This is a genomic window from Comamonas denitrificans (genome assembly GCF_042654745.1).
In the GTDB taxonomy this organism is placed as follows: Bacteria; Pseudomonadota; Gammaproteobacteria; order Burkholderiales; family Burkholderiaceae_C; genus Comamonas; species Comamonas denitrificans.
Genome location: NZ_JBHSEY010000044.1, coordinates 1 through 23912 on the forward strand (window position 1 = coordinate 1; position 23912 = coordinate 23912).

Annotated in this window: 24 protein-coding genes, 1 tRNA gene and 1 pseudogene; 15 read left to right on the plus strand and 11 right to left on the minus strand. The window is 59.9% G+C overall.

Going from position 1 to position 23912, the window contains the following annotated elements:
• Positions 1 to 73: 73 nt before the first annotated feature.
• Together ACFO24_RS08695 and ACFO24_RS08700 are read right to left on the minus strand one after the other, a co-directional pair.
• Positions 74 to 613, minus strand: coding sequence for a hypothetical protein (locus ACFO24_RS08695; protein ID WP_377738044.1), 540 nt, complete (start codon positions 611 to 613; stop codon positions 74 to 76).
• 240 nt (positions 614 to 853) lie between these two features.
• A pseudogene (locus ACFO24_RS08700) lies at positions 854 to 961 on the minus strand (hypothetical protein); the annotation flags it as partial.
• A 120-nt stretch (positions 962 to 1081) separates the two neighbouring features.
• On the opposite strand from ACFO24_RS08700, the gene trhP reads away from it, so the two are divergent.
• Positions 1082 to 2437 (plus strand): prephenate-dependent tRNA uridine(34) hydroxylase TrhP, encoded by a 1356-nt coding sequence (trhP, locus tag ACFO24_RS08705; protein WP_377737977.1) that lies wholly within the window; start codon positions 1082 to 1084, stop codon positions 2435 to 2437.
• Between the two features lie 28 nt (positions 2438 to 2465).
• On the opposite strand, the gene ACFO24_RS08710 is transcribed toward trhP, so the two are convergent.
• Both ACFO24_RS08710 and ACFO24_RS08715 read right to left on the minus strand, forming a co-directional pair.
• The gene (locus tag ACFO24_RS08710) at positions 2466 to 3278 is read right to left on the minus strand and encodes an IspD/TarI family cytidylyltransferase (protein WP_377737978.1); all 813 of its coding nucleotides are present in this window, start codon (positions 3276 to 3278) and stop codon (positions 2466 to 2468) included.
• A gap of 73 nt (positions 3279 to 3351) precedes the next feature.
• A tRNA-Gln gene (locus ACFO24_RS08715) sits at positions 3352 to 3428 on the minus strand.
• A 230-nt stretch (positions 3429 to 3658) separates the two neighbouring features.
• On the opposite strand from ACFO24_RS08715, the gene ACFO24_RS08720 reads away from it, so the two are divergent.
• Positions 3659 to 4036 carry a hypothetical protein gene (locus tag ACFO24_RS08720; RefSeq protein WP_377737980.1) on the plus strand — a complete coding sequence of 126 codons (378 nt, stop codon included), beginning with the start codon at positions 3659 to 3661 and terminating at the stop codon, positions 4034 to 4036.
• Between the two features lie 33 nt (positions 4037 to 4069).
• Positions 4070 to 4633, plus strand: a complete 564-nt coding sequence (gene msrA, locus ACFO24_RS08725) for a peptide-methionine (S)-S-oxide reductase MsrA (protein ID WP_377737981.1) — start codon at positions 4070 to 4072, stop codon at positions 4631 to 4633.
• 89 nt (positions 4634 to 4722) lie between these two features.
• Here msrA and ACFO24_RS08730 read toward each other — a convergent pair whose 3' ends face one another.
• Complete coding sequence (locus ACFO24_RS08730; protein ID WP_377737982.1) at positions 4723 to 4986, minus strand: hypothetical protein; 264 nt, start codon at positions 4984 to 4986, stop codon at positions 4723 to 4725.
• 105 nt (positions 4987 to 5091) lie between these two features.
• Between ACFO24_RS08730 and ACFO24_RS08735 the strand changes: the two genes are divergently transcribed.
• From ACFO24_RS08735 to ACFO24_RS08745, 3 genes are all read left to right on the plus strand, one after another.
• Positions 5092 to 6075 (plus strand): bile acid:sodium symporter family protein, encoded by a 984-nt coding sequence (locus ACFO24_RS08735; RefSeq protein ID WP_377738041.1) that lies wholly within the window; start codon positions 5092 to 5094, stop codon positions 6073 to 6075.
• A 180-nt stretch (positions 6076 to 6255) separates the two neighbouring features.
• The gene (gene gltS / locus ACFO24_RS08740) at positions 6256 to 7494 is read left to right on the plus strand and encodes a sodium/glutamate symporter (RefSeq protein WP_377737983.1); all 1239 of its coding nucleotides are present in this window, start codon (positions 6256 to 6258) and stop codon (positions 7492 to 7494) included.
• A gap of 213 nt (positions 7495 to 7707) precedes the next feature.
• The gene (locus ACFO24_RS08745; protein WP_377737985.1) at positions 7708 to 9276 is read left to right on the plus strand and encodes a phospholipase D family protein; all 1569 of its coding nucleotides are present in this window, start codon (positions 7708 to 7710) and stop codon (positions 9274 to 9276) included.
• Between the two features lie 116 nt (positions 9277 to 9392).
• Here ACFO24_RS08745 and ACFO24_RS08750 read toward each other — a convergent pair whose 3' ends face one another.
• Complete coding sequence (locus ACFO24_RS08750; RefSeq protein ID WP_377737986.1) at positions 9393 to 9914, minus strand: hypothetical protein; 522 nt, start codon at positions 9912 to 9914, stop codon at positions 9393 to 9395.
• Positions 9915 to 10067: 153 nt separating this feature from the next.
• Here ACFO24_RS08750 and phaR point away from each other — a divergent pair, with 153 nt between their 5' ends.
• Positions 10068 to 10568, plus strand: coding sequence for a polyhydroxyalkanoate synthesis repressor PhaR (gene phaR, locus ACFO24_RS08755; RefSeq protein WP_377737987.1), 501 nt, complete (start codon positions 10068 to 10070; stop codon positions 10566 to 10568).
• Between the two features lie 118 nt (positions 10569 to 10686).
• Here the strand turns inward: phaR and ACFO24_RS08760 are convergent, their stop codons facing one another.
• The 3 genes from ACFO24_RS08760 to ACFO24_RS08770 form a co-directional block, all read right to left on the minus strand.
• Positions 10687 to 11001 (minus strand): RNA recognition motif domain-containing protein, encoded by a 315-nt coding sequence (locus ACFO24_RS08760; protein ID WP_207574448.1) that lies wholly within the window; start codon positions 10999 to 11001, stop codon positions 10687 to 10689.
• 75 nt (positions 11002 to 11076) lie between these two features.
• Positions 11077 to 11346, minus strand: a complete 270-nt coding sequence (gene infA / locus ACFO24_RS08765; RefSeq protein WP_207574449.1) for a translation initiation factor IF-1 — start codon at positions 11344 to 11346, stop codon at positions 11077 to 11079.
• Between the two features lie 22 nt (positions 11347 to 11368).
• Positions 11369 to 11515, minus strand: a complete 147-nt coding sequence (locus ACFO24_RS08770; RefSeq protein WP_377737988.1) for a hypothetical protein — start codon at positions 11513 to 11515, stop codon at positions 11369 to 11371.
• 525 nt (positions 11516 to 12040) lie between these two features.
• Between ACFO24_RS08770 and rimO the strand changes: the two genes are divergently transcribed.
• Positions 12041 to 13453, plus strand: a complete 1413-nt coding sequence (gene rimO, locus ACFO24_RS08775) for a 30S ribosomal protein S12 methylthiotransferase RimO (RefSeq protein WP_207574451.1) — start codon at positions 12041 to 12043, stop codon at positions 13451 to 13453.
• Between the two features lie 120 nt (positions 13454 to 13573).
• Here the strand turns inward: rimO and ACFO24_RS08780 are convergent, their stop codons facing one another.
• Positions 13574 to 13906 carry a hypothetical protein gene (locus ACFO24_RS08780; protein ID WP_377737989.1) on the minus strand — a complete coding sequence of 111 codons (333 nt, stop codon included), beginning with the start codon at positions 13904 to 13906 and terminating at the stop codon, positions 13574 to 13576.
• Positions 13903 to 15348, minus strand: a complete 1446-nt coding sequence (locus ACFO24_RS08785) for a leucyl aminopeptidase (protein ID WP_377737990.1) — start codon at positions 15346 to 15348, stop codon at positions 13903 to 13905. Before ACFO24_RS08785 ends, ACFO24_RS08780 begins: the two co-directional genes overlap by 4 nt.
• Before the next feature lie 24 nt (positions 15349 to 15372).
• On the opposite strand from ACFO24_RS08785, the gene lptF reads away from it, so the two are divergent.
• From lptF to csm3, 7 genes are all read left to right on the plus strand, one after another.
• A complete protein-coding gene (lptF, locus tag ACFO24_RS08790; RefSeq protein WP_377737992.1) occupies positions 15373 to 16494 on the plus strand; it encodes an LPS export ABC transporter permease LptF in 1122 nt (373 codons plus the stop codon).
• Positions 16491 to 17603 carry an LPS export ABC transporter permease LptG gene (lptG, locus tag ACFO24_RS08795; protein WP_377737993.1) on the plus strand — a complete coding sequence of 371 codons (1113 nt, stop codon included), beginning with the start codon at positions 16491 to 16493 and terminating at the stop codon, positions 17601 to 17603. Before lptF ends, lptG begins: the two co-directional genes overlap by 4 nt.
• Before the next feature lie 70 nt (positions 17604 to 17673).
• Positions 17674 to 18615, plus strand: a complete 942-nt coding sequence (locus ACFO24_RS08800) for a CysB family HTH-type transcriptional regulator (protein WP_377737994.1) — start codon at positions 17674 to 17676, stop codon at positions 18613 to 18615.
• Between the two features lie 3 nt (positions 18616 to 18618).
• Positions 18619 to 19776, plus strand: a complete 1158-nt coding sequence (locus ACFO24_RS08805) for a pyridoxal phosphate-dependent aminotransferase (RefSeq protein WP_377737995.1) — start codon at positions 18619 to 18621, stop codon at positions 19774 to 19776.
• 204 nt (positions 19777 to 19980) lie between these two features.
• Positions 19981 to 22701: a type III-A CRISPR-associated protein Cas10/Csm1 gene (cas10, locus tag ACFO24_RS08810; protein ID WP_377737996.1), complete on the plus strand. Its 2721-nt coding sequence runs from the start codon at positions 19981 to 19983 to the stop codon at positions 22699 to 22701.
• 14 nt (positions 22702 to 22715) lie between these two features.
• The gene (gene csm2, locus ACFO24_RS08815) at positions 22716 to 23180 is read left to right on the plus strand and encodes a type III-A CRISPR-associated protein Csm2 (protein WP_377737997.1); all 465 of its coding nucleotides are present in this window, start codon (positions 22716 to 22718) and stop codon (positions 23178 to 23180) included.
• 3 nt (positions 23181 to 23183) lie between these two features.
• The gene (gene csm3 / locus ACFO24_RS08820) at positions 23184 to 23912 is read left to right on the plus strand and encodes a type III-A CRISPR-associated RAMP protein Csm3 (RefSeq protein WP_377737999.1); all 729 of its coding nucleotides are present in this window, start codon (positions 23184 to 23186) and stop codon (positions 23910 to 23912) included.

Sequence of the window (23912 nt, forward strand, 5' to 3'; positions counted from 1 at the left end):
ATGGCCGCTTACGCGGCCAGCGCTATCCATCCTCGGCCTGAACGCCGAGGCTTTTCGCGCATTTGGTAATGCTTTAGTTGTCGTTGCGGTGGCAGCCTGGCAAATCATTGTTCCAGCGCTTGCCATCGGGCGTACATCTCCAGAACGTAGCCGGGCCTTCTAGCACACACACCGGGCGCATCAATAAGCTGGCCTGCCCGCAGGATTTAACCTCCGCCACCGGGGCCGGCGCGGGTGTTGGCGCCGGGGCCACTTCCGGGGCCGGGGCCTCGCGGGTTACGGGGCGCACCACCGGCTTGGGCTGCTCCACCGGGCGCTTGACCGGCTTGGGCTCAGCTTGCGCGGGCGCTTCGGGCGACGGCGGCAGCGGCACATCGGGCACCATCACAGGCTGGGGGGCCACCGCCAGCGGGGTATTGAGCGGGGCACTGTCTGTCACCAGCGCAGGCGCGACAGGTTCCGTGGGTGCATTCATAACCGGGGCCGATACGGCAGGCACCTCCATCGGCCCCACCTTGTTCTTCAGGGGCGAGGGGCTGTTGTCCATGACCAAGTACACCGCCCCACCAATGGCCGCAAAAAAAGCAATGGCCCCACCAATCCAAAGCCCCACATTGTTCCCCATATTGGTAGCTGGTTCCACAGGAAATACAGGTGGAATGGAACGGTTTCCGTCATCTTTTGATTGTTTATCAGCGGAAACAGCTTCTTTAATAAGAGCAGACTCAGGCACAGGGGGCGCTGGCGGCACCGCCACAGGCTGGGCCGCCATGGGGGCACGCGCAACGGCAGCGCCGCAATGGTTGCAAAACTTGGCCTCGGGCTTCAAAGGCGCTTGGCAAGCCGCGCAAGCCAATGGTGGAGCGAGCACCGGCGCAACGGCTGCGGCAGCAGGGTGGCCGCAGTCGGGGCAAAACTTGGCGCCGTCATGAAAGTCAGCATGGCATTGGGTGCATTGCACGGCAAAAATCCCCTTCTTATTGAAAAAACATGGCCTTTAAACCAGACAGGCGCGGATATTACCCCGCCAAAACAGCCCATCCCGTGCGGAAAACCACTTTGCCCGACAATCGCGCCCACCATGAAAGCCCCTGAACTGCTCCTGCCCGCCGGCTCGCTCGACAAGATGCGTGCCGCTTATGACTTTGGTGCCGATGCCATCTACGCCGGCCAACCACGCTACTCGCTGCGTGCCCGCAACAACGACTTTCGCCTGGAGCAAATCGCCCAAGGCATCCAAGAAGCCCACCAGCGCGGCAAAAAATTCTTCGTCACCAGCAACCTGATTGCGCACAACGACAAAGTGCGCACCTACCTGCGCGACATTGAGCCCGTGATTGCCTGCCGCCCCGATGCCCTCATCATGGCCGACCCCGGCCTGATCATGATGGTCAAGGAAAAGTGGCCCGCGCAGGAAATTCACCTCTCGGTGCAGGCCAACACCACCAACTGGGCGACAGTGAAGTTTTGGCAGAAGATGGGTGTCTCGCGCATCATCTTGTCGCGCGAGCTGTCGCTGGACGAGATTGAAAAAATCCGCCAAGAATGCCCCGACATGGAGCTTGAAGTCTTCGTCCACGGCGCTTTGTGCATCGCTTACTCGGGCCGCTGCCTGCTGTCGGGCTACTTCAACCACCGCGACCCCAACCAGGGCACCTGCACCAACGCTTGCCGCTGGGAGTACAAGACGCACGACGCGGCCGTCGATCCCAACACCGGCGAAGCCCTGGCCACACCGATGGAGCAAGGCTTTAGCTTTAGCAAATCGCGCGAAGATGCCGATAGCCAGTTTTCCAGCACCCACATGCAGCGCCACCCGCTGGCCGACCAAATCTACCTGCTCGAAGAAAAAGGCCGCCCCGGCGAGCTCATGCCCATCATGGAAGACGAGCACGGCACCTACATCATGAACAGCAAGGACTTGCGCGCGGTGGAGCACGTGGAGCGGCTGGTGAAAATCGGGGTGGATTCCCTCAAGATCGAGGGCCGCACCAAGAGCCTGTACTACGTCGCCCGCACCGCCCAGGTGTACCGCCGCGCCATTGACGATGCCGTAGCCGGCCGCCCCTTCAACCCGCATTTGATTACCGAGTTGGAAGGCCTGGCCAACCGGGGCTACACCGGCGGCCTGCTCGAGCGCCGCCCGGCCAACGACTACCAGAACTACGAAACCGGCACCAGCGTGCTGCAGCGCAGCCACTTTGTCGGCCAAGTGCGCGGCCACGCTGACGGCATGGCCGAAATCGAAACCATGAACCGCTTTGCCGTGGGTGACATGATCGAAATCATCCACCCCAGCGGCAACCGCACCGTTAAGCTCGAGCAGATGTTCAACCTGGAAGGCGAACCGGTACAGGTCGCCCCTGGCAACCCGGTGCGCGTGCGCGTGCCGCTGACGGGGCCGCTAGAGGGCGCACTGATCGCCCGCTTGCTGTAAGAACGTGTTCACGATCTAATAACAAATATCAAAAAAACCGATTGCCCCGCTCGGGCTTGGCAGGGGCCAACTCACCAAACCGTGCCGTGGTGCTGCTGCCCTCGCGGTAGGCCAGCACGGCGCTGGCCAGGGCAAAGTCTTCTGGGTAAGTCACTTTAAAGTTTTGCGCGCCGCCCGCCACCAGCTTGGGGCGGTGGCCTGCGGCCTCCATGGCGCTGGCTTCGTCGGTGGCCGCATCGCCCAACTTTTCTAGCGCGTGCAGCAAAGGCTCGAGGCGGAACATCTGCGGCGTTTGTGCCAACCATTTATCGCTGCGCTCCAGCGTTCCCACCACGCGCACACCACCCGGGCCGGTGACCGCCGTTTTTAAGGTATCGGGGATTTTGTGTGCCAGCAAGCCGCCCACACTGTCGTGCTGGCACTCGGCAATCAAGGTTTCAATTTGCAGTGAAGTGACCAAGCACCGCGCCGCATCGTGCACCAGCACCCAATCGTCGGCCTGTGCCCCACGCTGCAACAACGCGCGCAAAGCACCCAACACCGTTTGCGCCCGACTCGGGCCGCCGCAGGGCACCGTGAAATAGCGCGAGGAAGGGTAAGCGGCCAAAAAATCATCGCCAGAGGCCACCGCAACCAGCGTGCCCGCCAACTGCGGTACAGCGGCAAAGGCCGCCAAGGTATGCAGCACCAGGGGCTGCCCCAACAGCGGCTGGTATTGCTTGGGCAAGCTTGGCTCCAACGCCCCCGCAGCCATCGCGCGAGCACCCACGCCAGCACAGGGAATGACCGCCCAGAAACGGGGCGGTGAAGAAGGTTCAGGGGCAATAAAAGCGAGCGTCATGGCAGGCGATGATAGCGAGCACGGGCAAAGAAAAAGCCGTGCTTGCTTGCGCAACCACGGCTTTTATCAAACTTGGCAGGGGAGGAAGGACTCGAACCCTCGCATGCCGGAATCAAAATCCGGTGCCTTAACCAACTTGGCGACTCCCCTACGAAAAATCAAATTATGCACGATTTTTTCTGTCATTTTTTCCAAGCACTCAATTTTTTTAAAAATGAGCGCAATGCTCACAATTTTTCTCCCTGCTGTGCAGCGCACGGGGCCACTGTTCTGAATTGTGCGCTCTCCAAGAGGCATGCATTTTTTAAAACTAAGCCCTGGGGCAAGGATTTATGCAACTGCCCACAATGGTAGCTTTTTAATACGCTTTACTCGTTTTCATGTCTCAACACGAATCGGTCTCGCCAACTACGATCTGGGTTTTAACCCTTGCAGGATTGGGCGTTGCCTTGCTCATCATTTGGGGCTTTGTGGTACAGCGTCAGCAGCAAGAGGCGGCGCAGCAGCTGAAAAAACAGCAAGCCGCTTATGCCATCTATGAGCGCAATACCCGGGTCAATGCACTGACCACAGACAACTCGGCCGAACCCACCCCCACCCAACAAGAGCGCCAAAATGCTTGGGAAGAGGCCCGGCAAATCCGTAAATTCTTACTCGAGCACCCCAGCGTCACTCCCGGCCCCGGCTTTAGCGCCCCTGGCGTGCAAACCACTGGGGCGGCCATTGTTCGCGCGATTGACAATGCCCAAGAGCATTAAATCGGCCACCTAACACTATCAAGGCCTCACACCATGCCCCACCAGTCCAGCCCCCAGCAACCAACCGCAAGCATTTACCTGGCCGGTGGTTGTTTTTGGTGTACAGAAGCCATCTTTCGCCGCGTGCGCGGTGTTCAGCACGTGCGCAGCGGCTATGCCAATGGCACTGATATAGCAACCCCGCCGACGTACGCCGCGGTCTGCACCGGCACCACGGGCTATGCCGAAGCGGTTGAAGTGGTGTATGCGCCGCAGGAGTTGGCGCTGGTGGATTTGCTCGCCATTTTCTTTGCCACCCACGATCCAACCACGCTCAATCGCCAAGGCAATGACGTGGGCACGCAGTACCGCAGCGGGATTTACACCACCACCGCAGAACAGCTCGCGGTGGCACAAGGCTATGTGGCGCAATTGAACCAAGATCGCAGCTTCCCCGCGCCAGTGGTGACCGAAGTAGCCCCTCTCACCGCTTTTTACCCGGCAGAAGAGGAACACCACGATTATTTTGCCCAGCACCCCCAGGCGGGCTATTGCACCTGGGTGATTGCCCCGAAGGTGGCGAAATTCACAAGCCAATTCGCCCACTGCATGCGCTGAAGATGCGTGCGTGCGCCCAGCATGCGCCAAGGCCCAGCATGCATTGCATGGCCTTGTGCAGTACGCCGGTCATTAGCCGGTCATTAAAATCACAAATACCAATTAAGCGCCTCAGGACGGCGCTCGGTTGTAAACCACTGTGGTTCAAGCTGCAGACGATCGGGCCGAATGGGCTCATCTTGCCCCACCAGATAGACCATCATCTCTTTGCGGCGCAGCACCACGTGACTGACGGTTTCTTCGCGGCCACCTTGCAGCACCCGAACCCCAGGTTTGAACACCGGCATTTGAAACATGCGGTGGCGAGGCGTAGCCCCGGCCTGGGCCGCTTCGGTAAAAGTTGTGTTATTCATTCTGGAGCCCTTTCCAAGCTTTGCATTGCAGACAGCGAATACTTGCGCTATCGGCAGCTGCGGTAAAAAGTTAAGCTATTTTTCCAATCCGCCTGGTTTTCAAGGATTTTTGTGCGTTTCAAACCTGACACCTTCACCCTGCTCCTGCTTTCTACGGTAACGATAGCTAGTCTCGCACCAGCCACTGGGATATTTGCAGAAATTTTGAACAAAGCAACTACCTGGGTGATTGTTTTGCTCTTTTTTTTGCATGGCAGCAAACTCTCGCGCCAAGCCATCTGGGCCGGTATTGGCCACTGGCGCCTGCATCTGGTGGTTACGGCCACCACGTTCATGGTGTTTCCCCTGGTAGGCTGGCTGGCCCAACCGCTGTGGGCCCTGTTGCTGCCACCGCCTTTGGTGCAAGGCATGCTGTTTTTGTGCGCCTTGCCCGCTACGGTGCAATCGGCCATTGCGCTGACCAGCATTGCCCGGGGCAATATCCCTGCTGCGGTCTGCAGCGCATCGGCCTCAACCTTGCTGGGCATTGTGTTCACGCCTTTGCTGGTGGGCGCTTTGCTGGCCCACAGCGGCCATACCGGCGACCCACTGCAAGCCGTCAGCCGCATTGCCGTGCAGCTGCTGCTGCCCTTTGCCCTGGGCCACCTGCTGCGCCCCTGGACGGGCAAGTTGTTGCAAAAAGCAGGGCAAAAAATCCGCATCATTGACCAAGGCTCCATCCTGTTGGTGGTTTATGCGGCCTTTAGCAGCGCCGTCGTAGGCGGCCTGTGGCAACAAATGCCCCTTGCGGCCATGGCGACGCTGCTGGGCGTGTGCGCTGTGCTGCTGGCGATCAGCATGGCCTGGTGCCTTTGGATTAGCCGCCGCCTGGGCTTTAGCCAAGCCGATGAGGCAACCATTTTGTTTTGCGGTGCCCAAAAAAGCCTGGTCAGCGGCATTCCTATGGCCAACGTGCTGTTTTCAGCGGCGGTCGTGGGGCCCATGATCTTGCCGGTGATGCTGTTTCACCCCATGCAAATCATGGTCTCGGGCATTTTGGCGGGCCGCTATGGCCGCAGGCAGTCCCACGCCCTTGAAGAAAATAAATAAAGGGTTCACCTGGTAGCAAATTAAATAAAACCTTGGTTGCACCTCTAATTTTTCAATCAGAGAAAATCGTGCCATGTCCCCGTAAAGTGCCTGCCATGCAGCGTGCGAACGGGGATTTTTTCCTTTGAACACTGGCAGAGTTCCCCTCTGCTCCTCCGACGAAGAAGGGTTATCTCTCCTATGCACATCACCTTCAGTGCCTACTACACGCTGATCCTGGCCGTACTCGTGCTCCTACTGGGCAAGTTTTTGGTGCAGCGCATACGCTTTTTGCGCAACTTCAATATCCCAGAGCCCGTGGCTGGCGGCCTGGTGGTCGCCACGGTGATTTACACCCTGCACGAAGCGATTGGCCTGACGCTGGCCTTTGAAAGCAGCTTGCAAACGGCTTTTATGCTGATTTTTTTCTCGTCGATTGGCCTGAGTGCCAACTTCGCCAAGCTGCGTGAAGGCGGAATGGGGCTGGTGGTGTTCCTGGCCATCATTGCCGTATTTATCGTGGTGCAAAACACTGTGGGCATTGGGCTGGCCAGCCTGCTGGGACTGGACCCGCTGATCGGTTTGATGGCCGGCTCTATTACCCTGGTCGGTGGCCACGGCACTGCCGGGGCCTGGGGATCGGTGCTGGAAGGCCAATATGGCCTGACCGGCGCCACCACGTTGGGGATCGCCTGCGCTACCTTTGGTTTGGTCATTGGTGGCTTGCTCGGCGGCCCGCTGGCCAAGCGCCTGATTACCCGCCACCAGCTGGCCCAAGCCCGCCCCGATGCCGAGCAACTGGCCCCCACCGCCCCCACCGTACCGGAAGGCGGCGAGCGCACGAATTTCGAGTTTCCCTCGAATGCACCGCGCCTGATTACGGCCGATGCCGCCATTGAAACCCTGGCCTTGTTTGCCGGTTGCCTGGCCTTTGCCGAGTTCATGACCCACCTGACCAAAGGCACAGCCATTCAGCTGCCCACTTTTGTCTGGGCCTTGGGCACGGGGGTGGTGATTCGCAACGTGTTGGACTATGTCTTCAATGTCCAGGTTTTTGACCGCGCCATTGACGTGTTTGGCAATGCTGGCCTGTCGATTTACCTGGCCATGGCCTTGCTGTCCTTGAAGCTGTGGGAGCTGACCGATCTGGCCGCGCCGTTGATGGTCATTTTGGCGGTGCAAACCGTCATGATGGGCTTGTACGCCGGTTTTGTGACCTTCCGCCTCATGGGCAAAAACTACGATGCTGCCGTGCTGGCCGCTGGCCATTGCGGCTTTGGCATGGGGGCTACGCCCACCGCGGTGGCCAATATGCAGGCCATTACCAACCAGTACGGGCCGTCGCACAAAGCGTTTTTGATTGTGCCGCTGGTGGGTGCCTTCTTTATTGACATCATCAACGCCTTCATGATTCAGGGCTTTATCCAGTTTGTGCGCTAAGAACGTGTTCACGATCTCCTCATGGGTGTGCGGGCGCGGCTTCGGGCGGTCTGCGTCGTTGCAAATCCTCGCAATAGCCAAGCTATTGCTGTGGTTTGCGCCTCGCAACCCATCCCGAACCGCATCCCCCACACCTTCATTCGAGATCATGAACACGTTCTAACACCGCCTAACTTGCACCGCACCGGGCCGCGACTGCGCATACCATCGCGCATGTTTTTACGGTTTTGCTCCGCCGCCTGCATCGCCCTGCTGGCTTTGGCCCTTGGCGGCTGCGCCCTGCCCTCTTTAGAGGGGCGCAGCCACAGCCAAGCCATCGCCGCCACTGCCAACACACCGCTGGGCCAGACAGCCCGCCACTTGCGCCAATTGGCCCAAGCGCCAGAGGGCATCACCGCCATCGTGCCCCTGGACAGTCCACAAGAGGCTTTTGCGGCCCGCCATTTTCTGATCCAGCAGGCCACACACAGCCTGGATGTGCAGTACTACATCTGGCGGGCCGATACCAGCGGGCTGATGCTGCTGGGCGATTTGCTCGCCGCGGCTGATCGGGGCGTGCGTGTGCGCTTGTTGCTTGACGATGGCGGCACCGCCGGCATGGACAGCCTGCTGCACACCTTGAACACCCACCCCCAGATTGAGGTGCGCCTGTTCAACCCCTTTGTGCTGCGCTGGCCCAAAGTGCTGGGCTATGTGTTTGACTTTCAGCGCACCAACCGGCGCATGCACAACAAATCGCTCACCGCCGACAACCAGGCCAGCATTGTGGGCGGGCGCAATATTGGCAACGAGTACTTTGGCAATCCCCAAGGGGTATTGTTTGCCGACTTGGATGTGCTGGCCTGGGGCCCGGTGGTGCGCGATATTTCGCACGACTTTGACCGCTACTGGGCCAGCCCTTCGGCCTACCCCATCGAGCGCATCGTCACCCACCCCTACGCTTTGGATTGGCCCACGTTGCGCCAGCGCATTGCCACAGCGCACGCCAGCACCGAAGGGCAGCGCTACCAGGCCGCCAAGGCCAACAGTCGGCTGCCCGAGCATTTACAAGCCAACGACCAAGCCATCCTCTGGGCCCCGGCCCACCTGGTCAGCGACGACCCGGCCAAGGTGCTGGGCCAGGCCCGCCAGCAGGGCCTGATCGGCGCACAACTGGCCCGCGCCATTGGCCAGCCCAGCATTGCGCTGGATATGGTCTCGCCTTATTTTGTGCCCACCCAGGCCGGGCTGGATGCGCTGGCCCAGCTGCGTGCCCAGGGCATCCGCATTCGTGTGCTGACCAATGCACTGGAGGCCACCGATGTCAGCCTAGTACACGTGGGCTACGCGCGCTACCGCGCCCCCCTGTTGCGCATGGGTGTGCAGCTGTACGAGCTGCAGCGCCAGGCCCCCATTGAGCTGCCGCGCCAGCTGCATGAACGCATCAAACGCCGTTGGCTACTGGCCAGCAGCGGCACCAGCTTGCATGCCAAAACCTTTGCCATTGATGGGCAACGCGCCTTTGTCGGCTCGTTTAATTTTGATCCGCGCTCTATGTTGCTCAATACCGAGATGGGGCTGGTGATTGAAAGCCCCGCCCTGGCCGCACAAATCAGCAATATCTTTGAGCAGGACATCCCCTGGCGCTCTTACCGCTTGAGTCTCGACCCCGAAGGCCACCTGCAGTGGGAAGCCCCCCCCTTTGGCAGTGGCACCACGCACTCAACCGAGCCCAACACCGGCTGGTTCAAGCGCTGGGGATTGCGCCTGTTGGAATATCTACCGCTAGAACCATTGTTATAAATTTAATAGCTGTTAGCGCTTATATAAAGCCATTTCCCATGGAAAAACGGATAAAAAATATACATAACAAACGCAAATAGCTTCAAAAACAATAGTAGAACCCTGTTCTTGCTGGCCTACTTCAACCGCGCCAGCTCGCGCTCAATGCCTTGCACATCGCTTTCTTGGCGGGCGATTTTGGCTTTCAGGTCATCAATGCGGGCTTGGTACACCTCGGGCTGGCTTGCCTCCAGCTCGGCCGCAGTGGGCTGGCCACCATTGAATTGGGCTTTCAACTCAGCCAAGCGCGCTTGGGCCCGGCCCAGCTCAGACTGCAAAATCGCTCGGGCATCGTTATCGCGCACCTGCTGCTGAGTGCTGCTGACCTGCGCCGCTTCTGGCCCTCGGTTCACCGGGGTTGCGGGGCCACTGCTGGATGCCGCCGCACGTGGGGCGGTGCCACCACCACTGCTGCCCCCACCCGTATGCACAATCGTCAGCGAGCCGCCCTCGACCAAACGACAATTTTCTTTTTTCGCTTGGGCTGCATTGTTCGTGTACTCATTGCCACAGCGGTACACCCGGCTTTGCCCCCAGCTGGCCGAAGCCACGCTCAGCAGCACCAGCGCACAAAAAAATTGGATGCGGTTTGTTTTCATCACAGCCTCTACCTTCTAAATTTTGCGTATCCTCGCACCCACTGGCGCTTTGCCCGCACTGTAAGCGAGGCCGACGCGCTTAAAGCCCCAATGAGCAGGGTTTCTCTGCATGAGATACTTCTGTGAAACAGTTTTTTACCTCCCCGTGTGCCCATGACTACAACGCCCCCCAACGCCGCCACCGAGCGCGTGATTAAAAAATACCCCAATCGCCGTCTGTACGACACCAGTACCTCGGCCTACATCACCCTGGGCGAAGTCAAGCAGCTGGTTTTACAGCGCGAAAATGTGCTGGTCAAAGATGCCAAAACAGGTGAAGACCTCACCCGCTCCATCCTGCTGCAAATCATCTTGGAAGAAGAAGCCGCCGGCATCCCCATGTTCAGCGAAGCGGCGCTGGCCAACATCATCCGCTTCTACGGCCACGCCATGCAGGGGCACATGGGCAGCTACATTGAAAAAAACCTGCAAATGTTCACCGACTTTCAAACCAAGCTGGCCGAGCAAACCGGCAACACCGATGCTTGGGCCAAGATGATGCAGATGCCCCAGGCCATGCTGCCGGCCGGTTACGCTGAACAAATACAAAAAATGCAGGAGCAAATGCGCCAACAAACCGAGCAAATGATGGGCATGTTTGGCCTCAAGCGCTAACCATGCGCTTGCCCGCTGCCAGTGGCACGTGATGGCTTGCCTGCGCACACAATAAAAAAGCCAGCTTGCGCTGGCTTTTTTTGATGGTCAATGTGGTCAATGGCTGACCAACAACCAATTAATAGCTGCTGCGACGCGAATCACTGTAGCCACCGCCGTAGCCACCGCTGCGGGGGGCGCGCGCTTCCATCGGGCGGGCGATGTTCACGGTCAGGTCACGGCCACCCATGTTCTTGCCGTGCATGGCCTGGATCGCTGCCTCGGCTTCTGCGCCACTGGACATCTCGACAAAACCAAAGCCTTTGGAGCGGCCGGTGTCGCGCTCCATCATGACTTTGGCGGATTGGACTTGGCCAAAGTGGGAAAACTGCTCTTGCAGATCGTCGTCACGGACCGAGTAGGACAAGTTACCGACATAAAGTTTGTTGCTCATTTTGGAGCCTTTCAAAAAAAGCGCCCAACAACGTTAGGGGCGCAGGTGAAAACACAGGTGTGCGAGAAATTAGTATTAGTGCTTGCGTTTGAAAGCAGGCGCTCGCGCAGCGCGGGGCTGGCGATTTTCGATATGGCGGAAAGTGATCCGCCCTTTGGTCAGGTCGTACGGCGACATCTCCAGCGTGACGTTGTCGCCGGCCAGAATGCGGATTCGGTGCTTGCGCATCTTGCCGCCGGTGTAGGCAATCAATGTGTGGCCGTTGTCCAAGGTCACCCGATAACGGGTATCAGGCAGCATTTCATCTACCTTGCCTTGCATTTCAATAAGTTCTTCCTTGGCCATAGAGCCTCCTTGAAGTTACGGTTTAGGGCAGCGAGGTGGGGTCAAGCAACCAGTGGCGGCCTTGTGCGGCGGCGTACATCAAGGCGCTGTCTTGCGTCTTGAACTCGGGCTTGAAGGTGTAAACACGGTCAAGTTGTTGGCGGCCTTGACCTCGCTGGATGGAAAGCAATGCGGTGTGTTGGTCGCTGCCGTGCGAGCGGCTAAGCGGTGTGATCCGAAAATCGCCGACAGCGAACGGATGGGTACTGGCAAATGGCATTAAAAACAATAGTGCTCGGGCCGATGTAGCCCGGGTTCATGCTGTCACGCTGTGCGACAAAGCATGGGCAGAGGCAACCGCGTAAAGGTTGCTCAAGTGAAGCTTGCCTTGGGAAAAGTCAGACCACCGAAGAGCCCACATTGAAGTGGTATGCAGTAGAGGTGTGCGGTTTTGGGGTACCGCTGCCCAGATCGAACCTGCTTGCAGCACGAGTAAGCAAAAAAACGCTGCAGCTGGGCTAATGTAGGGGGCTTAGGCCTGGTGCGCAAGCAGTTTTTGCATATTTGTAGAAAAAAGTCTAGCGCCAGGTGTGCGCCAGGTGTGCGCCAGTGCATTCGGGGCAAGCGGTTATAGCCAGTGTCGCCCTTGTATGCAAAGCGTTTGAAATAGAATGCCCGCCTTACGAATAAAGGCGTTACCGCAAAAGAAAATTAAATGAAATCAATGGATTGTGAAAATAATACCCAACCCGCCATTCCGAAAATTGGGATGGTGAGTCTGGGCTGCCCCAAAAATCTGACCGACTCTGAACTCATCATCACCCAGCTCAGTGCCGAGGGCTACCAGACCGCCAAAAGCTTTGCCGGTGCCGATTTGGTCATTGTGAACACCTGCGGCTTTATCGACGATGCCGTCAAAGAAAGCCTGGACACCATTGGCGAAGCCCTGGCTGAAAACGGCAAAGTCATCGTCACCGGCTGCCTGGGGGCCCGCAAAGACGATGGCGGAAGCAATATGGTGGCCGGCATCCACCCCCGCGTACTGGCCGTGACCGGCCCACATGCCACGCAAGAAGTGATGGATGCCGTGCATGCGTACTTGCCCAAACCACACGATCCCTTCATCGACCTGGTGCCCAGCCTGCCCGGTGCGGTGGGCGAGGCGGGCATCAAGCTCACCCCACGCCATTACGCCTATTTGAAAATCTCGGAGGGCTGCAACCACCGCTGCACGTTTTGCATCATCCCCAGCATGCGCGGCGACTTGGTTTCGCGCCCGATTGGCGATGTGCTCAAAGAAGCGCAAGCGCTGTTCGCTGGCGGGGTGAAAGAGCTGCTCATCGTCAGCCAAGACACTTCGGCCTATGGAGTGGACATCAAATACCGCATGGGTTTTTGGGAAGGCCGCCCGGTCAAAACGCGCCTGCTGGAGCTGGTGCAAGAGCTGGGCAAGCTGGCACAACAACACGGTGCCTGGGTGCGCCTGCACTACGTTTACCCCTACCCCAGCGTGGACGACATCCTGCCGCTGATGGCCCAGGGGCTGGTGCTGCCCTACCTGGATGTGCCGCTGCAGCACAGCCACCCCGATGTGCTCAAGCGCATGAAGCGCCCGGCCAGCGGCGAGAAAAACCTCGAACGCATCCAGCGCTGGCGCGAAATCTGCCCCGAGCTGGTGATCCGCTCCACCTTCATCGCCGGTTTTCCGGGCGAGACCGAAGAAGAATTTCAGCACCTGCTCGATTTTGTGCGCGAAGCACAAATTGACCGCGCCGGCTGCTTTGCTTATAGCGATGTCAGCGGTGCCACCGCCAACGACCTGCCCGGCCAACTGCCCCAGTCCGTGCGCGAAGAGCGCCGCGCGCGCTTCATGGCCGTGGCCGAGGAAGTCTCCATCCAGCGCCTGCAGCAGCGCGTGGGCCAGACGATGCAGGTGCTGGTCGATAAAGCGCACAGCCTGGGCAAAAAAGGCGGCATCGCCCGCAGCTGGGCCGATGCGCCCGAAATTGATGGCCTGGTCCACCTGCAACCCATTGCCAAGGCCAGCCAGCAGTACAAGGTGGGCGACATGCTCAAGGTGCGCATCACCGCCGCGCAAGGGCACGATCTGATCGGTGAAGTGCTCTAAAAAAAGCGATAAAAAGCCAATTCAGTAGCTATTGCCGCACGTTTTTATTCAAATTCAGGTGTTTTTAACCCTGAAAATCAATAAACACCTGCGGTAAAAGCTATAAAAAATCAGTGGCTGTTACTCAGGGTCGGAACGCTCAAAGAAGCGATGGCGCTGCGCTTGCAAGGTGTTTTTGATTTCGGCACGGATTTCCACCTCCAGCTGGCGCAGGTGGCTGGCAACCAAGGCATTGATGCGCTCCTCCAGTTGCTCTTGCAGTAGTTTTTTTGGTGGCCCCGCCGTGGGCTGCGCCACCGGTGTGTCCACTGCCGCCTCGATCGGTGGGGCGGCCAGTGGTTCTGGCCCACGCTGCTGCCCCACGGGCTCAGGCACAGGCTCAAGGATAGGCTCCACCGCCTGGGTCAGGGTTGGCACAAAGCGGGGGGGCTGCTTTTGCGGGTAGTGGCTCATGCTGCGCGCTGAAGCAAATAGTGCAGCAACAAGGCCACTGGGCGGCCCGTAGCGCCTTTGGCCGCGCCTTCTTTCCAGGCCGTGCCGGCAATGTCCAAATGCGCCCACGGTGCATCACCGACAAAGCGCTGCAAGAACTTGGCGGCGGTGATCGACCCACCAGCGCGGCCTGCGACGTTGCCCACGTCGGCAAAATTGCTTTTCAGCCCCTCGCCGTAATCCTCATCCAGCGGCATGCGCCAGCACAGATCCAGGGTTTGTTCACCCGCTGTTTGCAATTGCTGGGCCAGGGCATCGTCGGTGGCGTACATGCCGCTGCGGATGCCGCCCAGGGCAATCACGCACGCGCCAGTCAGTGTGGCAATGTCGATCAAGGCGGCGGGTTTGAAGCGCTGGGCATAGGTCAAGGTGTCGCACAGCACCAAGCGGCCTTCGGCATCGGTGTTCAGGATTTCAATGGTCTGCCCGCTCATGCTGGTGACCACGTCACCGGGTTTGACGGCTGCGCCATCGGGCATGTTTTCGCAGGCGGGGATCAAGCCGACCACGTTGATGGCCGGCTGCAACTGCGCCAAGGCGGTAAACACCCCCAGCACGCTGGCCGCGCCGCACATGTCGAATTTCATTTCGTCCATGGCTGCGGCCGGTTTGATGCTGATACCGCCGGTATCAAAGGTGATACCCTTGCCGACCAGCACCACGGGGGCCTCGGTTTTGGCGGCCCCTTGGTAGTGCAGTTCGATCAATTGCAAGGGCTCTTTGGAGCCTTGGGCTACGGCCATAAAGGCATGCATGCCCAGCTTGGCCACTTCTTTGGGGCCGTGAATTTTGCAGCGCATATTCTCGGCCTTGCCCAGCGCCTGGGCCACCTCGGCCAAGTGGCTGGGGGTGGCGTGGTTGGCGGGGCGATTGCCCCATTCTTTGGCGGTGGTTTGCCCGGCAGCAATGGCTTGGCCCAAGGTGAAAGCGGCCTCAGCAGCGCGTTTGTTGGGCACGCCCAGGGTCAGTTTTTTGATGGCGGGGACTTTGGCCGAGGGCTTGGTGTGCTGGTAGTGGTAGAGCGCTTCGTGCAGGGCTTGCACGGCAATGGCCACGTCAGGCGCATCTAAAGCGCTTAAACACAGCGCAGCGTGCTCTACTGCTGGCGCTTTGAGCGCGCTGGCTGCCCCCAGCAAGGCGCTGCGCAGCTCTTTGGCGCTGCCTTGCCCGGTGCCCAGCACCAGCACGCGGCGGGCTTTGATGCCCGCGACTTGGTAGGCCTGCAGCTGGCTGCCCGCTTCGGTGGAGGCATCCTTATGGGCGATGGCGGCGGCCAGCCATTGCGGCAAAACCTCTTGTTGTGCGGAAAAATCGCCACTTTGGCTGCTGATGGGCACGATCAGCAAATCACATTTGAGCGCTGCGGCCGCGCTAAGGCTTAAAGCTTTGAGTTCAAAGTTCATAATCGGGGTTTTCCTTTTTTGCCAATGTTATTCGATTCATCCATACGCAAAGAGCTCTCGCGCAGCTTTGGTGCCACGCTGTTGGTGCTGATTACTGTGGTGATGACCATGATGTTGATCCGCATGCTGGGCCAAGCGGCCAAGGGCGTTATCAGCCCCGCAGATGTGCTGCTGATTATGGGCTTTACTGTGCTGGGGTATCTGGCCACGATTTTGACGCTCAGTTTGTTCGTGGCCATGGTTTCCACCCTCTCGCGCATGTACCGCGACAGCGAAATGGCCATTTGGATGAGCAGCGGCCAAGGGTTGCTGGCGCTGCTGCGGCCGTTTTTGCGCTTTTCTTGGCCCATTTTGCTGGCCGTGCTGGGGCTGTCGGTATTTGCCTGGCCGTGGAGCAATAACCAGGTTTTGCAATTGCGCACCCAGTTTGAGCAGCGCAGTGACCTGGACCGCATTGCCCCCGGTGAATTCCAAGAATCGGCCGATGGCAGCCGGGTCTTTTTTATTGACAAAGAAAAACTCAGCGCTGAATCGGCCAGCAACGTCTTCATTGTAGAAAACCGCCCGGATCAAGAGATTGTGACTTCGGCCCAATCGGCCCATTTAGCGGTGCACGATGGCCTGCGCTATGCCATCTTAGAAAATGGCCAGCGCGTTGAAACCCAGCCCAGCACCCAAACCACCAAATCCACCCAATTTGCGCGTTACCAGGTGCTGCTCAAGGCAGAAAGCACCACGCAGACCGCAATGAGCGTGCGCGCCCTGCCCACCATGGCCCTGTTCAGCGCAGCAGAGGCGCAACACCGCGGTGAGCTGGCCTGGCGGCTGAGCCAGCCTTTGCTGGGCCTGAGTTTGATTTTCTTGGCGCTGGCCATTACGCGCGTCAATCCCCGAGTGGGCAAAAGCAGCAGTTTGATGCTGGCCCTGCTGGCCTTTGTGGTTTATTACAACTTGGTCAATGCCGGGCAAAGCTGGGTGGCTGCGGGCCGGGTGAATATGTGGGCGTTTTTAATCGTGCTGCATGGCAGCGTTTTGCTGCTGGGGGTGGGCGGGCTGCTGATGCGCCACCAACAAACCACCCTGGGCCAACTCCTGGGGGCCTGGCTGGGCCGTGGCACGGCAGGCAAAACCGGAGAAGCCGCATGAAGATTTTTCGCCGTTTGATTTACAAAGAAGTCATCAGCGCCGTCACGTTTGTCTCACTGGGGTTTTTGGCGCTGTTTTTCTTTTTTGACCTGCTCGATGAAATGCGCAGCGTAGGCCGGGCCCCGGGCTACACCCTGGGTTATGCGCTGATGGCGGTGACGTTTGAAATTCCCAATCACCTGTACGAGTTGCTGCCCATCACGGTGCTGATTGGCACAATTTTTGTCATGGCCCGGTTCGCCCAAAGCTCTGAGTTCACCATCATGCGCACCAGCGGCCTGGGGCCATGGCGTGCGCTGGGCACGATGGTGTTGCTGGGGCTGGGCTTTGTGCTGTTTACCGGGTTTTTGGGCGACTACGTTGCGCCAGCGGCCCAGCGTTTGGCCTTGCAAGCGCAGGCCAAGTATTTAGGCAGCAGCAAATCGACCGGCAGCACGGGCGCTTGGCTCAAAGAGCGCAGCGCCGATGGGCACATGCTGGCGGTGAATATTCGCGCCATTGATGCCAATGGCCGCTTGGGCCCGGTGCGGATTTTTACGTTTGATGCGGCCGGCCGCCTGCACGAGCAGCTGCACGCCAGCGATGGGCAGGTGCATGCCGAAACCGGAATTTGGGAGCTGAACGCGGTGCAGTACAGCCAGTTTTCATACGATAGTGCTGGAGAAATGGCGCAAGTAAAGCGCGAGCAGCTCCCAAACTTTAGCTTTTACACCAACATTACCGGCGACATGGCCCTGGCCGCAGCGCACAAGCCCGACCACATGCCCATGCTGGAGCTGTGGCGCTTTGCCCAGCACCTAAAAGCCAACGATCAATCGGCGCAAAAGTACGAAATGGCCTTTTGGCGCAAGGTGTTCTACCCCTTGAGCTGCCTGGTGATGGTGGTGCTGGCCCTGCCCTTTGCCTATTTGCACTTTCGCTCGGGCGGGATTGCCGGCTATGTGTTTGGCGGCGTGATGGCGGGGATCAGCTTTTTTCTGCTGAACAACGTCTTTGGCTACGCCGGCAGTTTGCAAAACTGGTCGCCGCTGTGGAGCGCTGCGGCTCCGGGGCTGACGTATTCGGTGCTGTCCCTGGCGGCCTTTGGGTGGCTGGTACTTAGACGATAAAACAACAGCGCAGTCAATCCTATATGCAAATAGATCATAATGACGCGCAGTTTTATTGTTTGCGTACCTTATGAACCTCCATCAATTTCGCTTTGTGCAAGAGGCCGTGCGCCGCAACCTGAATTTAACGGAGGCGGCCAAGGCCCTGCACACCTCGCAGCCCGGTGTCTCTAAGGCCATCATCGAGCTGGAAGAAGAACTGGGCGTGGACATCTTCGCCCGCCACGGCAAGCGCTTAAAGCGCGTGACCGAGCCCGGTGAGCATGTGCTGCAAAGCGTGGCCATCATCATGCGCGAGGTGGGCAACCTCAAGCGCATTGGCGAGCAATTCAGCGCCCAAGACAGCGGCACCCTGAGCATTGCCACCACCCACACCCAGGCGCGTTACGTGCTGCCGCATGCGGTGGCCAAGCTGCGCAGCAGCTACCCCAAAGTCCACATCAGCCTGCACCAAGCCACCCCACACGAAGTGGCCCGCATGGTGCTGGACGAGCAAGCCGAAATCGGCATGGCCACCGAATCCTTGGCCGACTACCCCGACCTGGTCACCCTGCCCTGCTACGAGTGGGAGCACGTGCTGGTGGTGCCGCCCAGCCACCCGCTGGCCACCAAGGAGCGCATCGGCCTGGACGATTTGGCCATTGAGCCGCTCATCACCTACCACCCCTCATTCACCGGCCGCAACAAAATTGACGCTGCCTTTGCCGTCCGCCAGCTGCATCCGCGCGTGGTGCTGGAGGCGATCGACTCCGACGTGATCAAAACCTACGTGCGCCTGGGCCTGGGCGTGGGCATCGTGGCCGAAATGGCCATGCGCGAAGACCCCGGCGTTGATTTGGTCGCCCGCCCGCTGGGCCATTTGTTTGGCCAAAGCGTGGCCCGCGTGGCCTTCAAGCGCGGGGCCTACCTGCGCAACTTTGTCTATAAATTTGCCGAAACCTTGAGCGACCGCTTAAGCCGCGACCTGATCATTCGCGCCATGCAAGGCCAACCCAGCGACTACAGCCTGTAACCCATGACTGCCACCCCCCCCTCCTTCCCCAGCCGCCTGCCCCAGGTGGGCACCACCATCTTCAGCACCATGTCGGCCCTGGCGCAGCAGCACCAGGCCGTCAATCTTGGCCAGGGTTTCCCCGACTTTGGCTGCGATCCGCGCCTGCTGCACGCCGTCACCGAGGCCATGCACGCCGGGCACAACCAATACGCCCCCATGCCCGGCATCGCCGCACTGCGCCAGGCCGTCAGCGACAAAATGCTGGCCCTGTACGGCCGCCGCTACAACGCCGATAGCGAAATCACCGTCACCGCCGGGGCCACCCAGGGCATCCTCACCGCCATCCTCGCATGCACCCAGCCGGGCGACGAGGTCATCGTGCTCGACCCCTGCTACGACAGCTACGTGCCCAACATCGAACTGGCCGGTGCCACCGCTGTACGCGTGCCGCTCACCCCCGGCAGCTTTGCGCCAGACTTTGCCAAAATCGCCGCCGCGCTAACCCCGCGCACGCGCCTGCTCATCATCAACACCCCGCACAACCCCAGCGCCACCGTCTGGAGCGATGCGCAGATGCGCCAGCTGCAAGAGCTGCTCGCCCCCACCAATGTGCTGCTGCTCAGTGATGAGGTGTACGAGCACATGGTCTTTGACGGCCAGCCGCACCAAAGCGCCGCCCGTTTCCCCGGCCTGGCCGCGCGCGCTTTTATCGTCTCCAGCTTTGGCAAGACCTACCACGTCACTGGCTGGAAAGTGGGCACCATCGCCGCCCCGGCCGCGCTGATGGCCGAGTTTCGCAAAGTCCACCAATTCAACGTCTTTAGCGTAAACACCCCCATGCAAGTGGGCCTGGCCAGCTACATGGCCGACCCCGCGCCCTACCTGGAGCTGCCCGCTTTCTACCAACGCAAGCGCGACCTGTTTTTACACGGCCTGCAAGCCACCCGCCTCAAGCCCTTGCCCACACGCGGCACCTACTTTCAGTGCGTGGACATTTCTGCGGTCACCGACCTGCCCGAGGCCGACTTCTGCCGCTGGCTGGTGCAAGAAATCGGCGTGGCCGCCATCCCACTCTCAGCCTTTTACGGCGACGGCTTTGACCAACAAGTGGTGCGCTTTTGCTTTGCCAAAGAAGATGCCACGCTACTGGCCGCGCTAGAGCGCTTGAAGAAGTTGTAGCGATAGCTGCTTACGCTGGTATTTAAAGGGTTTCATGGCTTTATTGCTTTGAAACCCTTTGTTTTTGTGCGCTGAAGGCTATGGAAGTCTTGGTAAAAGTTCTGTGGCAAGCTTGTTGCCGTCCGTTGAATAGAAAAAACCTCATTTTTTGCATAGATACTGCGTTTTATCCATTTCTGGCATCGCTGCAGGAGAAAGCCGCTCATGACTCCCCATTCAAAAACCCATTGGCTCCATGCCTCTTGCCGGGTGGCCTTGGCCGCCTACTTGCATGACTTGGGTAAATTTGCCGAACGTGCCCGCTTGGACGTGCCTGCCGACGCGCTGGCAGCGCACAAAACCCAGTACTGCCCCTGGCACAGCACCACCCCGGGGGGCAAAAACGGCTACCACAGCCACATCCACGCGGCCTACACCGCGCTGGCCTTTGACCACATTGAGCGCCACGCCCCCAGCCTGATCCAGGGCGACATGGCGCCTTTCGTCAACCGCCATCAATTGCAGGCGGGCAGCGAGGCCGATTCGCTGGTCAACGCCGCCGCTGCGCACCACCGGCCCGACACTTTTTTGCAGTGGATCATCGCCAGCGCCGACCGCCTGGCCAGCGGCTTTGAGCGCGAGGCGTTTGATGCCTACAACGCCGCGCAAGAGGGCAACCCCGACACTCCTACCGGGCGCAACCACTACCAGGCACGGCTGCTGTCGCTGCTGGAGCAGGTGGACATCAGCGCCGCGGCCAAGAAGTCTCACAGCCTGAAAAGCCTGCAATGGCGCTACCCGCTGAAAGCGCTCTCGCCCCAGGCCATCTTTCCCCAGCCGCGCGAAAAATGCGAACCCGCACAAGACGCGCCCGCCCAGCAGGAATACGCCGCCCTGTGGCAGCAGTTTTTGCAGGCCCTGCAAGCCATTCCCGCCGCGCACCGCAGCCAATGGCCGCTGTGGCTAGACCATTTCGACACCGCCTGGCTCACCTTTACCCAGGCCATTCCCTCGGCCACGGCCTTTGGCAGCAAGCCCGAGGTATCGCTGTACGACCACAGCAAAACCACCGCCGCACTGGCCGTGGCCCTGTGGCGCTGGCATGCAGCCCAAGGCCAAACCGATGCCGCCGCTGCCCAGCGCCTGAAAGAGCGCAGCGACTGGGACGAGCAAAAGTTTCTGCTCATTCAGGGCGACTTTTTCGGTATCCAAGACTTCATCTTTGCCGACGGCAGCCAGACCCGGCGCGATGCCGCGCGGCTCTTGCGCGGGCGCTCGTTCCAGGTGTCGCTGTTCACCGAACTGGCCGCGCTCAAGGTGCTGGAGGCACTGCAACTGCCGCCTACCAGCCAGATCACCAACGCGGCGGGCAAATTCCTCATCGTCGCGCCCAACACCGCCGAGGCCCGCGCCCAACTGGCTGCGGTGCGCACCGAGCTGAACAACTGGTTTTTGCAGCACAGCTTTGGCCTGGCAGGCCTGGGCCTGGCAGGCAAGGCCGCCAGCAGCAACGATTTTCTGGACAAAAAGCCTGCACACCGCTTCCAGGCGCTGATGAGTGAGCTGTTTGCCGACCTGGAAAAAGCCAAACTACACCGCTTTGACCTGACAGCCGCCAGCGCGCCCAGCGTCTTTGAAGTGCAGTACCCCCATGGCGTGTGCCGCTACAACGACCGCCTGCCAGCCGACCAACTGCAAGACGGGCAGGCCAGCGCCGCCCTCTCGCGCGATCAGATCGAGATCGGTAAGGGCCTGGCGCGCCAAGATCGCCTGCTGGTGCTGCGCCAGGGCGAAGCCGTGGTACCAGGCGGCAGCGTCAAGCGATTGGAGGTGCCCATCTTTGGCTACACCGTCGCCTTTACCGCCGATGAAGACCGCAGCGGCAAGTTTGGCAACCTCGCCAGCAACGCCAGCCTAGCGCGCTGCTGGGATTTCAGCCTGCCCGACACCCTGGACGCACCGCTATGGCACGGCTACGCGCGCCGCTACATCAACGCCTACGTGCCGCGCTTTGGCAGCCTGGACCTTCAAACCCAGGCCAAATACAAAGGCATCGAGGAAGAAGTGGATGCCGACGCGGTGGCGCACGGCGCGGGCAAAACCCTTAACCACATCGCCTGCGAAGACCGCCTGCCCAAGAGCGACGACACCAGCAGCGCCGCCAACTGGCAAGGCCAAGTGGCGCTGATGACGCTCAAGGGCGACGTGGACAACCTGGGCACCATCTTCCAGCAGGGGCTGCCGTCGCCCACGTTTGCCAAGATGGCAGCCCTGTCGCGCCAGATGAACGCGTTTTTTGCCGTGTACCTGCCCGCGTTGTGCGCGCAAGAATTTCCCAATACCTACACCGTGTTTGCTGGCGGGGACGATTTTTTCCTCATTGGCCCCTGGCACAGCACGCAAAAACTGGCCGCACGCATGGCCCGCGCCTTTGCCGACTACGTGGCGGGCAACCCGGGCATCACCTTCTCGGCAGGCATGTGCATGACCAAACCCGGCCTGCCCATGCACACCCTGGCGGCGCAGGCCGAAGATGCGCTCGATGCCGCCAAGGCAGGCAGCCACCCCGACCCCGCACAGCGCAAGAACGCCCTGGTGCTGTATGGCGAGCGGGTGCGCTGGCCAGAGTGGAAGGTGATTGAGTACACCCAGCAGCAACTCGACGACGTTCGCGCAGCCTACGGTCTTTCCACCAGCTACGTCTATAGCCTGCTGCACCTGATCGACCTCAAGGCCGACACCCACAACCCCGAGCACGCCATGTGGCGCAGCCGCTTTGCCTACCGCACGCGCCGCTACGTGATGGACAAGCTCAAAGACCGCGACCCCCTGGCCCGTGCGCAGGCGCAAACCCGCTTGGCCCAGGTGCTGGGCGAGCAGGGGCTGGAGCACCTGGGTACCCAATTTCGCATTCCGCTTTTCAACCACTTCTACCGCCAGCGATAAGGAGACAGCATCCCATGGCCACGCAATACCAACGCAACCAAGGCTGGACCGACCGGTCACGCCAGGATGCGCCACGCATCACGATTTCTGTTGCCGATGTGCAGCTGAAAAACATCCCCGCCACGCTGTTTTCTGACATTGCGCAAGACAAAGCGCGCACCGTGCATGAAGCGGGCGAAGGCAAAAAGAACAAATCTACCCAGCTGCGCCGCTTTTACGACGAGCTGGTGATGTGGTACGAGCGCGTGCAGTTCGAGCGCACCCCTGCCGAGCGCAGCGCCAAATACGAGGAAGTGGCGCCCTTCATCCAGATGCTGGTGGCTAAAGCGGCCTACGCCAAGGGGCGCGATCACGTGGATGAATGCTTTGAAACCCTGTTCGCCCACCTCATCCGCCAGATCAGCGATGCAGACAGCCTGCGCCACGCCAAATTGTTCATGGAAGCCTTCATGGGCTTCTACAAAGCCCAGGAGAAATAAGCCATGACCCAACAAGCACCCCAACAACTCACCGGCATCACCACCATCCAGGCAACGCTGGAGCTGGTCAGCGGTCTGCGCATTGGCGCGGGCGACAGCGAAATGCGCATTGGCGGCGTGGACAACACCGTGATTCGCCACCCGCACACCCAGGCGCCCTACATCCCCGGCTCCAGCCTCAAGGGCAAGATGCGCAGCCTGCTCGAATGGCGCAGCGGTGCCGTCAAAGAAGCCCCGCTGGGCTACCCAGACCTGCAAAACGCCAGCGGCGCGGTGCAGGCCGAGGTCAAGCACATCCTGCAGCTGTTTGGCATCAGCGGCGATGCCAAGCTGGGCAAAGAGATGCAAGAGCTGGGCCCCAGCCGCCTGTCATTCTGGGACTGCAACTTGCAAGCTGAGTGGGAAAAAGAAATCCGCGACAACAACCAGATGCTCACTGAGGTGAAAAGCGAAAACCGTATCAACCGCATCTCGGGCGTGGCCGAGCACCCACGCCAAACTGAGCGCGTTCCAGCCGGGGCGCGCTTTGACTTTCGCCTGTCCGTTAAGCGCCTGGCTGGCGATGGCGATGCGCTGCTCACCACCGTGCTGCAAGGCCTGAAGCTGCTGGAGCTGGACAGCCTGGGCGGCAGCGGCTCGCGCGGCTACGGCAAGGTCAAGTTTGTTGGCCTGACCATCGACGGCCAAGATGCCCAGGCCCGCTTTGACACGGTGCAACCGTTTGCGAGGTAA

Bases quoted from the DNA above. Each gene is read 5' to 3' on its own strand.
- trhP (WP_377737977.1), top strand. From the start codon at position 1,082: ATGAAAGCCCCTGAACTGCTCCTGCCCGCCGGCTCGCTCGACAAGATG.
- ACFO24_RS08710 (WP_377737978.1), bottom strand. From the start codon at position 3,278: ATGACGCTCGCTTTTATTGCCCCTGAACCTTCTTCACCGCCCCGTTTC.
- ACFO24_RS08720 (WP_377737980.1), top strand. From the start codon at position 3,659: ATGTCTCAACACGAATCGGTCTCGCCAACTACGATCTGGGTTTTAACC.
- msrA (WP_377737981.1), top strand. From the start codon at position 4,070: ATGCCCCACCAGTCCAGCCCCCAGCAACCAACCGCAAGCATTTACCTG.
- ACFO24_RS08730 (WP_377737982.1), bottom strand. From the start codon at position 4,986: ATGAATAACACAACTTTTACCGAAGCGGCCCAGGCCGGGGCTACGCCT.
- gltS (WP_377737983.1), top strand. From the start codon at position 6,256: ATGCACATCACCTTCAGTGCCTACTACACGCTGATCCTGGCCGTACTC.
- ACFO24_RS08745 (WP_377737985.1), top strand. From the start codon at position 7,708: ATGTTTTTACGGTTTTGCTCCGCCGCCTGCATCGCCCTGCTGGCTTTG.
- ACFO24_RS08750 (WP_377737986.1), bottom strand. From the start codon at position 9,914: ATGAAAACAAACCGCATCCAATTTTTTTGTGCGCTGGTGCTGCTGAGC.
- phaR (WP_377737987.1), top strand. From the start codon at position 10,068: ATGACTACAACGCCCCCCAACGCCGCCACCGAGCGCGTGATTAAAAAA.
- ACFO24_RS08760 (WP_207574448.1), bottom strand. From the start codon at position 11,001: ATGAGCAACAAACTTTATGTCGGTAACTTGTCCTACTCGGTCCGTGAC.
- infA (WP_207574449.1), bottom strand. From the start codon at position 11,346: ATGGCCAAGGAAGAACTTATTGAAATGCAAGGCAAGGTAGATGAAATG.
- rimO (WP_207574451.1), top strand. From the start codon at position 12,041: ATGAAATCAATGGATTGTGAAAATAATACCCAACCCGCCATTCCGAAA.
- ACFO24_RS08780 (WP_377737989.1), bottom strand. From the start codon at position 13,906: ATGAGCCACTACCCGCAAAAGCAGCCCCCCCGCTTTGTGCCAACCCTG.
- ACFO24_RS08785 (WP_377737990.1), bottom strand. From the start codon at position 15,348: ATGAACTTTGAACTCAAAGCTTTAAGCCTTAGCGCGGCCGCAGCGCTC.
- lptF (WP_377737992.1), top strand. From the start codon at position 15,373: ATGTTATTCGATTCATCCATACGCAAAGAGCTCTCGCGCAGCTTTGGT.
- lptG (WP_377737993.1), top strand. From the start codon at position 16,491: ATGAAGATTTTTCGCCGTTTGATTTACAAAGAAGTCATCAGCGCCGTC.
- ACFO24_RS08800 (WP_377737994.1), top strand. From the start codon at position 17,674: ATGAACCTCCATCAATTTCGCTTTGTGCAAGAGGCCGTGCGCCGCAAC.
- ACFO24_RS08805 (WP_377737995.1), top strand. From the start codon at position 18,619: ATGACTGCCACCCCCCCCTCCTTCCCCAGCCGCCTGCCCCAGGTGGGC.
- cas10 (WP_377737996.1), top strand. From the start codon at position 19,981: ATGACTCCCCATTCAAAAACCCATTGGCTCCATGCCTCTTGCCGGGTG.
- csm2 (WP_377737997.1), top strand. From the start codon at position 22,716: ATGGCCACGCAATACCAACGCAACCAAGGCTGGACCGACCGGTCACGC.
- csm3 (WP_377737999.1), top strand. From the start codon at position 23,184: ATGACCCAACAAGCACCCCAACAACTCACCGGCATCACCACCATCCAG.